This window comes from Kribbella sp. NPDC031520, from assembly GCF_055580825.1.
The window spans coordinates 792,579-804,591 of sequence record NZ_JBVIKS010000004.1; the positions used below are offsets into that span (position 1 = coordinate 792,579).

At 69.5% G+C, this 12,013-nt stretch carries 9 protein-coding genes; 3 read left to right on the plus strand and 6 right to left on the minus strand.

Translation table 11 applies throughout. The features are described 5' to 3' along the window. Positions 1–2 precede the first annotated feature (2 nt). Together ACZ5BU_RS24520 and ACZ5BU_RS24525 are read right to left on the minus strand one after the other, a co-directional pair. Positions 3–1,694 (minus strand): PHA/PHB synthase family protein, encoded by a 1,692-nt coding sequence (locus tag ACZ5BU_RS24520; protein ID WP_465702439.1) that lies wholly within the window; start codon positions 1,692–1,694, stop codon positions 3–5. Further along, positions 1,691–3,184, minus strand: a complete 1,494-nt coding sequence (locus ACZ5BU_RS24525; RefSeq protein ID WP_465702441.1) for a long-chain-fatty-acid--CoA ligase — start codon at positions 3,182–3,184, stop codon at positions 1,691–1,693. The genes ACZ5BU_RS24520 and ACZ5BU_RS24525 overlap by 4 nt, the downstream gene beginning before the upstream one ends. Before the next feature lie 132 nt (positions 3,185–3,316). Here ACZ5BU_RS24525 and ACZ5BU_RS24530 point away from each other — a divergent pair, with 132 nt between their 5' ends. Further along, complete coding sequence (locus tag ACZ5BU_RS24530) at positions 3,317–4,465, plus strand: PucR family transcriptional regulator (protein WP_465702443.1); 1,149 nt, start codon at positions 3,317–3,319, stop codon at positions 4,463–4,465. Here the strand turns inward: ACZ5BU_RS24530 and ACZ5BU_RS24535 are convergent, their stop codons facing one another. From ACZ5BU_RS24535 to ACZ5BU_RS24545, 3 genes are all read right to left on the minus strand, one after another. Then, positions 4,466–6,031 carry a DUF4139 domain-containing protein gene (locus ACZ5BU_RS24535; RefSeq protein ID WP_465702445.1) on the minus strand — a complete coding sequence of 522 codons (1,566 nt, stop codon included), beginning with the start codon at positions 6,029–6,031 and terminating at the stop codon, positions 4,466–4,468. Between the two features lie 10 nt (positions 6,032–6,041). Further along, a complete protein-coding gene (locus ACZ5BU_RS24540; protein WP_465702447.1) occupies positions 6,042–8,303 on the minus strand; it encodes a N,N-dimethylformamidase beta subunit family domain-containing protein in 2,262 nt (753 codons plus the stop codon). Positions 8,304–8,462: 159 nt separating this feature from the next. Next, a complete protein-coding gene (locus ACZ5BU_RS24545; RefSeq protein WP_465702448.1) occupies positions 8,463–9,371 on the minus strand; it encodes an LLM class flavin-dependent oxidoreductase in 909 nt (302 codons plus the stop codon). 81 nt (positions 9,372–9,452) lie between these two features. Between ACZ5BU_RS24545 and ACZ5BU_RS24550 the strand changes: the two genes are divergently transcribed. Continuing rightward, positions 9,453–9,812: a hypothetical protein gene (locus ACZ5BU_RS24550; RefSeq protein WP_465702450.1), complete on the plus strand. Its 360-nt coding sequence runs from the start codon at positions 9,453–9,455 to the stop codon at positions 9,810–9,812. Next, positions 9,809–10,363 carry a GNAT family N-acetyltransferase gene (locus ACZ5BU_RS24555; protein ID WP_465702452.1) on the plus strand — a complete coding sequence of 185 codons (555 nt, stop codon included), beginning with the start codon at positions 9,809–9,811 and terminating at the stop codon, positions 10,361–10,363. Before ACZ5BU_RS24550 ends, ACZ5BU_RS24555 begins: the two co-directional genes overlap by 4 nt. Here ACZ5BU_RS24555 and ACZ5BU_RS24560 read toward each other — a convergent pair. Next, entirely contained in the window at positions 10,360–11,964 is a 1,605-nt protein-coding gene (locus ACZ5BU_RS24560) for a DHA2 family efflux MFS transporter permease subunit (RefSeq protein WP_465702454.1), read from the minus strand. The two genes, ACZ5BU_RS24555 and ACZ5BU_RS24560, sit on opposite strands and share 4 nt — an antisense overlap. Positions 11,965–12,013: the final 49 nt, after the last annotated feature.

The following is a 12,013-nucleotide window of genomic DNA, read 5'->3' on the forward strand; positions in this document are numbered from 1 at the left end:
CGTCACGTCTCCCGTACATAACTACCCGGCGCATCCTCCAGCGGCTCCAAACCCCCACCACCCAGGCTCTTCGGCGCCGGCTTCATCCGCCCGCTCCGCGAACCCAACCATCCGACGTAATCCACCCACCATGACCCCTGCTCCGTAGTTGCCGTTCGCAACCACTCGTCGGGGTCGGACGGATTGCCGTCGTTGACCTGGTAGGTCGCCTTCGGATTCCCCGGAGGGTTGACCATGGAGGCGATATGTCCGGCGGTCGACAACACGAACCTGCTGTCACTGCCGAGCAGCTGGGTCGTGCGGTAGCAAGATTGCCAAGGGCAAATATGATCGGTGATTCCGGCAACCACATAGGAAGGCGTGGTCACCTTCGCCAGGTCGACGGGCGAGCCGAGCATCGTCGCCGTACCCGGCTGGGTCAGCGCGTTGGACATCGCCTGCTCGACGAACCCGCGGTGCAGCGCGGCAGTCATCCGGGTCGTGTCGGCGTTCCAGAACAGTACGTCGAACGCGGCCGGCGGCCGCCCCTGCAGGTAGTTGTTGACCCAGTAGCTCCAGATCAGATCGGTCGGCCGCAACCACGCGAACACCTCGGCCAGCGCGCGACCGTCCAGGAACCCCTTCGACGCCGACGACGCGATCGCGGCCGCGGCCATCCGCTCGTCCAGCGCCGCGGACGCCAGCCCGGCCCGGCTCTGGTCGAGCACCGACACGGCGAGCGTGCACGTGGCCACCCGGTCGAGCTCGCCGCGGTCCGCGAGGTGCCCGAGCAGCATCGACGCGAGGATCCCGCCGGAGCAGGTCGCGAACAGGTGCGTCGAGTCGGTCCGGGTGATCCGCCGTACCGCGTCCATCGCCTCCAGGATCGCGGCGCCGTACGTGTCGAAGTCCCAGTCGCGGTGCCGGGCGTCCGGGTTGCGCCAGGAGATCGTGAACACCTGCTGACCCTGCTGGACGAAGTACTCGACCATGCTGCGGCCGGGTGCGAGGTCGACGACGTAGTACTTGTTGATCACCGGCGGGACGATCAGCAGCGGTACCGTACGGACCTTCTCGGTCTGCGGGGTGTACTGGATCAGCTCCAGCACCTCGTTGCGGAACACCACCGCGCCGGGCGTGACCGCGACCGTCTTGCCGACCTCGAACGCGTTCGGGTCGACCATGCTCGGTACCCGCGGCGCGGTGGACAGGTCGCGGATCAGGTTCCGGGCACAGGCCACCGTACTCAGGCCGGCGGTGTCGATCAGCGCCTTCCAGGTCACCGGGTTCAGTACCGGATTGTTGCTCGGGGCGAGCGCTTCGACGAGGTTGTCGACCACGAACGTCATCCGTTGCTTGTCGCGCCAGTCCAGCTCGGCGTCCGCGGGCAGCGCCTCGGCGGTCTCGGCCGCGGCCAGGTATGCCTGGACGATCCGGCGCAGGACCGGGTTCTGCGTCCAGGCGGGGTCGGTGAAGCGACGGTCCCGGCGGGACGGGGTCCGGTCGGAGTGCCCGATCGCGATCCGGCCGAGCTCGCCGGCCAGGTTCGCGGCGCGGTGGCCGACGGTGCGGGGCCGGGCGGCGAGGCCGCCGGCCATCCGCGCCCAGGCCGTGTTCGGTGCGAACCGTCGCAGCGGTCCGATCGCCGCGCTCGTGAGCAGGAGGTCCAGCGGGGCAGCCAGGTCGTCGGCCGCAGTTGGCGCCGCCGTGCTCATTGCAGTGTTCCTTCGGGTACGGCGATGTCGCGGCGCTGGATCTTGCCGGTCGGACCCTTCGGCAGCTCGTCGACGATCCACACCGCGCGCGGGTACTTGTACGCCGCGATCCGGCTCTTGACGAAGTCGCGCAGCTCCTCGGGCGTGGCCGTCGCACCGTCCTTCAATGCCACGGCCGCACCGATCTCGTCGCCGAGGGACGCGTGCGGGATCCCGACGACCGCGGCCTCGGCGACCGCCGGGTGCTCGTACAGCACCTCCTCGACCTCGCGCGGGTAGACGTTGTAACCGCCGCGGATCAGCAGGTCCTTCTTCCGGTCGACGATGAAGTAGTACCCGTCCTCGTCCTGGCGGGCCAGGTCGCCAGTGCTCAGCCAGCCGTCGGCGTCGATCGTCGCCGCGGTCTCCTCGGGCTTGTTCCAGTAGGACTTCATCACGTTGTGGCCGCCGATCTGGATCTCGCCGATGTCACCAGGCTGCACCGGCCGGCGGCTCTCGTCGACGACTCGCATCCGGACGCCCTCGATCGGCGTACCGATCGACCCGGGCTTGCGGACCGCGTCCGGGTGGTTGAACGAAGCAACCGGCGAACTCTCGGACAGGCCGTAGCCCTCCAGGATGATGCAGCCGAACGCCTCCTCGAACCCGCGCAGCACCTCGACCGGCAGCGCGGCTCCACCCGAGACACACGTGCGCAGCGTGCTCACGTCGTACTGCTGCCGGTCGGGGACGCCGAGCATCGCGGCGTACATCGTCGGGACGCCTTCGAAGACCGTCACCTTGTCGCGCTGAATGACGTCCAGGGCCTTGGTGGGGGAGAAGCGCGGGATCAGCGTGAGGGTCGCGCCGTTGGCGATCGCGGCGTTCAGGCCGCAGGTCAGGCCGAAGACGTGGAACAGCGGCAGGCAGCCCATCACCACGTCGTCCGGGCCGACCAGGATCAGCGTTCGGGCGGTGACGGCCTGGTTCGTGTTCAGGCCCGCGTGGGTCAGCTCGGCGCCCTTGGGGCGGCCGGTGGTGCCGGAGGTGTAGAGGATGACAGCGGTGTCGAGGCCGTCACGACTGACCGGGTTCGCCAGCGGGCGGCGTTCGGCGACCAGCGCGCGGAAGTCGTTCGGCGCGACCTTGATCAGCTGGGCGCCCGCGTCCTCGGCCTCGCCGGCGACCTCGTGCCAGGCGAACACCAGCTTCGCACCGGAGTCTCCGAGGTAGTACTCGACCTCGCGCCGCTTCAGCATCGGGTTCATCGGTACGGCGACCCCGCCCGCCCGGAGGACCCCGTAGAAGACCATCGCGAACTCGGGGATGTTCGGCAGCATCAGCCCGACCCGGTCGCCGGGCCGGACGCCGTACTCCTGGAGCAGGGTCGCGACCCGGGAGGCCGCCTCGTCGAGGGCCGTATAGCTCAGGACGTCGTCGTCCAGGCGGATCGCGGGGTGGTCCGGGTACATCGCCGCGGACTCGGACAGGTTCAGGCTGAGGTTGGTCATCGCGTGCTCCGGGGTGGTCGGCTTGCTGTCCTTCCCAAGATCCGGCCGGCGGCGCCTCGAAGCGATGGGGGGGCGGCCAACGTCACGGCGCCGCGGGTGTGCACACGAACAAGACCCTCTTATGCTCCGAGGATGAGTGCACTCGGCGGGCTGGTGGACCGGATGAATGCGCGTGCGGACGAGCTGAGCGAGGCGATGGCGTCCCGGATCGAGGCCGAGATCGAGTTCTACCGGACCGGCGGCCTGGTGCCGCACGAGGCGCTGCGGGCGTCGTGCGCGGCGAACTTCCGTTACATGCTCGAGTCGTTGGGCGGCGCCAGTTCGGATCCGGTGTCGGCGCGGGAGACGGGCCGGTTGCGCGCCGAGCAGGGTGTGCCGCTGGCAGACGTGATGGCGGCGTACCGGGTCGGCACGCGGTACCTGTGGGACGCGGTGCTCGAGGAGGCGGCGTCGGCCGGGCTCAATGATCAGGCCGTGGTGGAGGCGTCGAGCCGGCTCTGGCAGGTGCAGTCGTCGTACACCGACGCGATGACGGATGCGTACCGCGATGTGCAGTCGCGGCGGCTGCTCGCGCAGGATCAGGAGCGGTCCGCGCTCGTCGAGGCGCTGCTCGAAGGCCGGATGCCCGGCGGCGGGACGGTCTGGGAAGCGGCCGAGCTGCTGCGGCTGCCGTACAAGGGCCCGTTCGTGGTCGTGGTGGCCGTCGTACCCGAGGTCGGGCGGCAAGCGCTCCCTGCCGCGGAGGAGCGGTTGCGGTCGGTCGGGCTCGCGTCGGCGTGGCGGTTGCTGCCCGAGCTGCAGATCGGCGTCGTCGCCGTACCGTCCGGGCGGCTCGGCGTCCTCGTGGAGTTCTTGGACAAGACCGCGACCGGCAAGGTCGGGGTCAGCCCGCCCTACGACGAACTCGACGGGACCGGTCAGGCCGTACGGTTCGCCCGCGTGGCGCTGGCCGGGTCGAAGGCCGTCACGTTGTTCGACGAGGCACCGCTGACGATGGTGGCCGCGGCCGCGCCGGACGTGATGCAGTACTTCGTCCGCACGGTGCTCGGCGGCCTCGACGACCTCGCGCCCGACGACCGCGAAGTACTGCTCGACACCCTGGCCGCGTGGTCCACGCACAACGGCTCGGCGACCGAGACCGGCGAATTCCTGTACTGCCACCCGAACACCGTCCGGCACCGCCTGCACCGGATCGAGGAACGCACCGGCCGCTCGCTCACCGATCGGCGCGCGATCGCCGAACTCCTGCTCGCTCTGGAGGCGTCGAGGACCAGGTCGTGATCACTCGCGCCAGCCGGTCAGGTCGACGGTCTTGCCGGTGTCGACACGGAAGCCGAGCTTGATCGTCGACTCGGCGCCGGGGGCGAGGTCGAGCTTCCAGGTGAGGACGCCGAGATCCGTCGTCTCGGCCGGCTCCGGGTCCGCGGTCACGGGCTTGACCGTGATCTCGTGGTCGCGGGCGACCGGAAGCTGGTCGAGGACCGTGATGCGGGCCTGGCGTGGCGTGTGGTTCTCGATCTTGGTCTCGTACTCGACCTGGCGGCGGCGGGTCGATCCGAGCGTGGCCTTGGTCGCTTCGCGGCGTACCAGCTTGCGTTCGACGCGGATGCGGTCGTCGAGACCGAGCGCCAGTTCGACGTCCTCACCCGGCGCCCACAGCGGGAGCGCGGCCGAGCCGACGAAGTCCGCGTCGTGGAAGACCGCGGCCTTTCCGGCCGGGAGCGTGTGCTCGGAGGAGTTGACGACGGTTGCCCGCAGGTGGACGTCGGTGGAGCGGACGGGTGCGGTGACGTAGTCGAGCTCGGCGTCGAGGTCGACGGCAGCGATCGTCGCGCGGTGGGTCGCGCCGTCGGCCGGTACGGCAACCGGCCGCGGCGGGGTGTACGTCGCCGCCGTCACCCCCTGCTCGACCGTCGCGGCGAGGTCTGCGAATGCGGCCTGCTGTGCCTGTTCGACGAACGCCATCGAGTCCATCCGTGCAGACTCACGACCTCGGGCCAGCGGCACCGCACCCGGTGCGTGCGGCATCGGCGGGCGGGCGCGGTCGAGGAACCACGGGTCCAGCTCCGGGACCTCCGCGGTCACCGTCGGACGGGCGGTCGACAACGTCAGCTCACACTCCGGCCAGTCCTCGCCGGTGTGCTGGGTGATCAGCCCGTACCAGTTCAGCACCAGCCGATCTCCGGTGAGCCGGACGTCGTACGAGCTGGTCCAGCCCGCGAGCGGAACGACGTACGAAAGCTCGATCTCCACCTCCGCCTCGGACTGCAGCTCCAACGCAACGGCCGCCGAACGCCGATCCGGCGCCTTCTGGTCCCGGCGCTTCGCGAGCTGACGCTCGACAGCCGCGAGCCGCTGATCCGCGTCCCGGCGCTGCGCCACGAGCTCCCGGCGGGTCGCGCGTACGGCGGACAACCGCCCGGCGAGCGACTCGGTGAACCCGCCCAGCTCCGCATCGGGCTCACCCGACGCGAGCGCCTTCGCGAAACTCCCACCGGCCCGCTTCGCCAACTGCCCGAGGAACGTCTCCAGCTGCGCCTGTACGTCGTCCGCGTCGGCGACCGCGGCGACCGCGTCCTGCGCCTCGCCCCGCCGGCGCTCCAGCTCGGCCACCGAAACGTCCGGCGCCTGCGGGTGATGCCGCGTCAGGACGTCCACCCCGAGCACCGTCGCCGGACCACGCCCGGACACCCGCACGCTGTCGTCCTCGAGCAGCATCGACAGCGGCTCGACGTACACGGTCCGGTCCCCGGCGGGTACGGTGATCCGCCCACGCCGGGTGACCCGCGCCCGATCCGGGTACACGGACACCGCGACAATGGGCGCATCCACCACGAGTTCGCTCATGCCGTCGAGGTTAGCCCTGCGTAGCGGTCTCGAGCTTGTACTTCGGTACCGCGACCCGCACCTTCGCGGCGGTCGTGTCGGACGGTACGTCGATGGCGCCGCGCGACACCCACTCGGTGATGTTGCCGACGATCGTCGCGACGGCCTGCTGTTCGGCAGGGTCCACGGTCACGTTCCAGTTGGACGGGCACTGGGCGACCAGGAAGCAGCCGTACGCGAACGTGGATCCGTTCAGTACGCGCGCACCGGACGGAGCCGTGTAGACGGTCGTCTCCATCGGCGCGACCCGGCCGTTCGTATGGCAGATCGCGCTCCCGGTGGCCACCGTGGTCTGCCCGGGCTGCTTGTAGAGCAGCGGCCAGACGTCGTCGACCTCACCGGCGATGAAGCCCGTCAGCTTGGTGCCGGTCGGAACACCGTTGAAGAACCAGCCGCTCGTCGTGGTCAGGTCGCCGGCGTTGACCGCACAGATGTAGTCCGCACCGAGCAGCGGCTGCGACGCGTACGCATCGCCCTGGTACCGCCAGGTCGTGGAGTTGTAGCCGTCGGTGTACCGGTCGATGTCCCACGAACGCCGTGACTCGTCGGTGAAGGTGATCAGGCGGTACGCGGTGTTCGCGCCGAGGTTGGCGACGTTCACGCCGCGCGCGATCGCCTGGCTGATCGCGGCCCGCATCCGCAGCGAGTAGTACTCGTCGTGGCCGGGCAGGAACAACGTACCGGCGCGGTCCTTCACCTGGCCGCCGTACTGGTCGAGGTCGTTGTCGGTCCAGTACGTGACGTCCAGGCCCTTCGACTCGGCCCAGAAGACCAGGCCCTGCTCGAGCGTGAGGTACTGCCCCGAGCCCTGGCCCTCGTTGTACGGACGGTCGAACGTCAGCCGGCCCGAGCCCGCGGACAGGCTGGTGTAGAAGCTGACGCCGCCGTAGCTGTTGTACGCCTGCCAGGTCGCGGTCGCCTGCTGGATGAGCAGGGCGTGCTTGGTGCCGGTGTCGTCGCGAACGGTCAACGGCGCGTATGTCGCCGACGTACCGTCGACCACCTTGATCAGGTACGTCCCGGGGACCCAGTCCTTGTCGATCGGGATCGTCAGCGTCTTGGACCAGTTCTCCGCCGTCGTCATGTTCAGCGGCTTGCCGTCCGCCGTCGTACCGCCCGTGGTCGGCTTCGGCTGCACCACGGTCGGTACGCCATCGGCACGCCAGACCTCCCGGGCGCCGAGGCCGCCGTAGTACCCCATCCGGTAGGCGACGACGCTGACGTTGTTGCCGGAGGTGACCTTGAGATCGACGGTGTCGCCGCAGGCGGCCGAGACCTCGGTCAGGTAGGCGGCCAGGTCCGGGTTCGCGGCCGTCGCGATCACCCAGTCGCCGGTGCCGGTCTTGGCGTTCTCGACGGTCGTGGTCGGCCAGGTCTTCGGGCAGTTGGCTGCCGCTCCGGCGATCGCGTCCTCCTCCAGGACGGGCATGTCGGCGGGCGGCGCGATGTAGGTGACGGTGGTGGAGCCGGAGGTCAGTACGGTCCCGGTGGACGTGGTCGCCGACACGTTCAGGCTCATGGTGCCGCCGAACCGGGACAGCTGCACGCCGTTCACCGGGATCCCGAGCCGGGCGCCGGCCGCGACGTTGAGCGGCGCCTTCGGCTTCCAGGTCGCGAACCCGTCACTGACCGCGAGCGTGCCGTTGACGGTCGTGTACGTACCGGTCGCGTCGGTTGGGAGCTGCATGCGTACGGCGGCCAGCGTGCCGGCGCGGGTGATCGTGGCCTGGTAGACGAGATTCGTCGTCTGCCCGGGGATCGGGTTGGACGTGACCACCGCGACCTGCGGCGTGTACGTACGGATCGGCTGCAGGACGCCCGCGCCGGAGGTGATCACCTGGTTCGCCGTACCGATCGCCTTGAAGCCCAGAGTCCACGGGCCGCCGGCGGGCAGCTTGAGGCCGTACAACGGGATCGCCAGCCGGGCGCCGACCGCGACGTTGGTGACCCGCGCCGGGCGCCAGCGCAGCACGGTCCGGGTCACCGAGCTGACGGTGCCGTTGATCGACGTGACGCGGCCGGTCGTACCGGCCGGGATCGCCATCGTGACCTCGCGGATCGTGCCGGCCTTCACGACGGTCGCGCGGTAGGTCAGCGTGGTGGTCCCGGTGGTGGCTTGGGTCGCGGTGATCGAGACGCTCGCTGCGGCCGCGTCGGCGGCCCGATCGACGAACACGAACGCGACCGCGGCCACGACCAGAGCAAGGGCTGCCACAAGCAGCTTGCGGAACATTTGTTCCCCCCCAGGAACTACAGATGGTGACGACTTCCCCCTGGCCGGAAGGGTAAGGAACAAAAAGCGCCTGTGGTGGTTTCGTTGCCGATCCGAGACCAAAACGGTCCAGACCGAAACTGAGTGTGTCGGCACGGCTGCGGAAAGCGCAGGAATTCCCTACGCTGCAACAAGTTTCAACTGTTCCCGGTAGTCGTCGAGTCCGCTGATCGCCAGCCTGCAGACGAGGTGGCGGGCGCCCGCGTCGACGTACCTCTGCAGGTACTCGGTCACGTACGAGCGCGGTCCGGCGACGACGGCCTGGACGCGCCGGAGGTCGTCCAGGTCCATGCCGTAGTTCGCACGGGCGTACCGGCCGAGCCGCTCCTCGCCTTCCTCGACGGTGTCGGTGATCGCGACGGACACGAACAACGCCGGTGTCACCGGCTTTCGGATGGCCTCCAGGCCGGTTGCGTAGTCGTCGGCGCTCGGCGGGTACGGGAGCCAGCCGTCGTACAGCCGGCTGACCCGCTCCAGCGCCGTGGGTGTCGCTCCACCGAGCCAGATCGGCGGGCCGCCTTTCGTGTACGGACGGATCGTCGGCGGTACGTCGTCCAGCCGCAGGACGCTGCCGTGGAACGTAACGGGTCCGTCCGCCGTCCACAGTTGCCGCCAGAGTGCGACCGTCTCGTCGAGGCGCGTAAACCGCCGCTCCCAGGGCACGTCCGACCATTGGTGCAGCGGTACGCCGAAGCGCCCGGGGAAGCCCGCGCCGACACCGACCACGAGCCGCCCCTCGGACAGGAGGTCGAGGGACGCGAGACTGTGCGCCGCGTTGACCGGGCGGCGTGTCACCGGTATCAACGTCGCCGTACCGATGGTCACTCGCTCGGTCAGCGCCGCGGCCGCGGTGAGGATCGTCAGTGCTTCGACTCGTGGCGTGAGGATCGAGTCGTTGGCCCAGACGGAGTCGTAGCCGAGCTGCTCCGCCTCCACCGCGATCCGCGCGATCTGCTTGGGGTCGTCGGTGGGGCTCAGCTGTGCTTGTACGGTCGGCAGCAGGACGCCGACCTTCGCGTTCAGATTCATACCGGAGATCGTCGCCGCGGGCCATACGGCCAACAATTCCCGCGGGGGAATACTGTCGGTGGGCATCCTCATACTGGAGACATGAAGACCCTCGAGCGGTTGATCGTCGCCCTGCTGACGACGTTCGTCCTGCTCGTCACCGCCGTCGCTGTCGGTGGCACCGCCCGCGCCTGGGCCATGCACGCCCGCGTCCCACCGTCCACCCAGACCGACGTCGCCACCTCCCAGCCGTCCGGCGGCACGACCCTCGCCACCGTCCTGATCATCGCGATCTGGCTTGCCTGGTGCGCGCTCCTGCTCGCCAGCATCAAAGGCGGCCGCTTCCTGATCGCGACCTTCACCCGCTCGGGCAGAACAACCCCGACCCGTCGGGCCCCGCGGAGGCCTTCGCCGGATTCCAAGGCCCATCGTGACCGAGAGCATGGGGCGGACAACTCATGAGGGTGCGAATGCTGACCGAGGAGACCTGGGCCGCGTTCGCCGAGCTGGTCGAGGCGAACAACGGGGTGTGGGGCGGCTGCTGGTGCATGGGCTTCCACGTGAAGCTCGGCAAGGACCGGCCGGCGGCACAGAACCGCGCCGACAAGGAGGAACGCGTCCGTGCCGGCACGACACACAACGCGCTGGTCTTCGACGGCGACCGCTGCCTCGGGTGGTGCCAGTTCGGTACGCCCGACGAGGTCCCGCTGATCAAGAGCCGGCGGCTGTACGACAAGGAGCTCGTCGCGCTGCCCGACTGGCGGATCACATGCTTCTTCACCGGCAAGGGCCTGCGCGGGCGCGGGGTCGCCGACGCCGCGCTGGGCGGGGCGCTCGCGGAGATCGCGCGGAACGGCGGCGGGGTCGTCGAGGGCTACCCGGAGGAGACCGACGACCGCAAGGTGTCCGGCTCGTTCCTGCACACCGGACCGATGGCCGCGTTCGAGCGCCACGGGTTCACTCGAACGCGGCAGATCTCACCCCACCGCTGGGTCGTGACGTTGACTGTCTAGTCGACGACCGCCTCGTCGGCCTGGTTAGCGACCGGCGCCACCGCCCGTTTGCGCGGGAGCAGCAGGGCCGGGATCAGCGTCAGCAGCACGAGCGACCACGCGACCCAGTAGGTGTGCGCGAACGACGACGCCGCGTCGACCAGACCGCGTCCGACCGCGGCCGGGTCGAGGTGCAGTTGGGCGACGTTCTGCGGGCGGGTGTTGGTCAGGATCGCGGCATAGGTCTCGCGGAGCCCGCCGCTCAGGCCGGGGATGTTCTGCGTGCCGGGGATGACCGGCGAGTTGTTCAGGTGGTTGGTCAGGATCACCGACATCGTCGCGACCCCGCACGACGACGCGATCTGCTGACTGATGTTCAGCAGCGTCGAACCGCGGGCGACCTGAACGCCGGACAGCGTCCGCAGCGCCGTCGTGAACAGCGGCATCATCGTCCCGCCCATCCCGAACCCCATCACCACCAGCATCGCGATGATCACGCCGTACGGGGTCGTCGAGGTGATCTGGGTGAGGCCGAACATGCCGATCACGATCCCGGCGATCCCGAACGGCACGATCCGGCCGACCGGGATCTTGTCGACCAGCCGGCCGGCGATCGGCATCGTCACCATCGCGCCGAGGCCCTGCGGCGCGACCAGCAGGCCGGCGTGCAGCGTGGACTCGCCGCGGATCTGCTGGAAGTACGTCGGGACCAGCAGCAGGCCGCCGAAGAACGCCGCCGCGAACAGGAACATCGTGACGATCGAGACGGTCAGGTTGCGGTCCCGGAACAGCCGCAGGTCGAGCAGCGGATGCTCCGGCCGGAACGAGTGCAGTACGAACGCACCCATCAGGATCACGCCGATCAGCATCGACACCCACACCCGCGGTGCGCCGAAGTCACCGCCCTTGGCCGGCAGCGAGGAGACGCCGAACAGGAACAGCGCGAGACCGGGCGACATCAGCAGCACGCCGAGGAAGTCGAACGACTCCGACCGGTGCGGATGGTCCCGCTCGAGCGCGAACCAGGCGTAGACCAGCGCGATCGCGCCGAGCGGCACGTTGATCAGGAAGATCCAGTGCCAGCTCGCCACCTGGATCAGCCAGCCGCCGAGGATCGGGCCCAGGATCGGGCCGAGCAGCATCGGTACGCCGAGGATCGCCATCAGCCGGCCCATCCGGTGCGGACCGGCGGCGCGGGTCATGATCGTCATCCCGAGCGGCATCAGCATGCCGCCGCCGAGGCCCTGCAGCACCCGGAAGCTGATCAGCATGTTGATGCTGGTGGCGGTCGCGCAGAGCGCCGATCCGGCGGTGAACAGGAAGATCGCCGTCATGTACAAACGCTTGGTGCCGAACCGGTCCGCCGCCCATCCGGTCAGCGGGATCACGGTCGCCAGCGCCAGCGTGTACGCCGTGACGGTCCAGGCGACGGTCGAGTACGGCACCGGGCTCTGCGGCGTACCGAACTCGTCCTGGAACGTCGGCAATGCGACGTTGACGACGGTGATGTCGAGGATCGACATGATTGCCCCGAGCACCACCACGCCGGCGATCTTCAGTACGGCCGCGTCGATGTTGTCGGGATACTGCGGACTGTCGGGCTGGGTCGCGGACTGGCTCACGATCGGTCCCCCCTCGGGCACGCTTCTCCGTTGGAGCCGAGCCTACGCC

Coding starts and splice junctions, on each gene's coding strand:
- ACZ5BU_RS24520 (WP_465702439.1), bottom strand. CDS start 1,694: ATGAGCACGGCGGCGCCAACTGCGGCCGACGACCTGGCTGCCCCGCTG.
- ACZ5BU_RS24525 (WP_465702441.1), bottom strand. CDS start 3,184: ATGACCAACCTCAGCCTGAACCTGTCCGAGTCCGCGGCGATGTACCCG.
- ACZ5BU_RS24530 (WP_465702443.1), top strand. CDS start 3,317: ATGAGTGCACTCGGCGGGCTGGTGGACCGGATGAATGCGCGTGCGGAC.
- ACZ5BU_RS24535 (WP_465702445.1), bottom strand. CDS start 6,031: ATGAGCGAACTCGTGGTGGATGCGCCCATTGTCGCGGTGTCCGTGTAC.
- ACZ5BU_RS24540 (WP_465702447.1), bottom strand. CDS start 8,303: ATGTTCCGCAAGCTGCTTGTGGCAGCCCTTGCTCTGGTCGTGGCCGCG.
- ACZ5BU_RS24545 (WP_465702448.1), bottom strand. CDS start 9,371: ATGAATCTGAACGCGAAGGTCGGCGTCCTGCTGCCGACCGTACAAGCA.
- ACZ5BU_RS24550 (WP_465702450.1), top strand. CDS start 9,453: ATGAAGACCCTCGAGCGGTTGATCGTCGCCCTGCTGACGACGTTCGTC.
- ACZ5BU_RS24555 (WP_465702452.1), top strand. CDS start 9,809: ATGAGGGTGCGAATGCTGACCGAGGAGACCTGGGCCGCGTTCGCCGAG.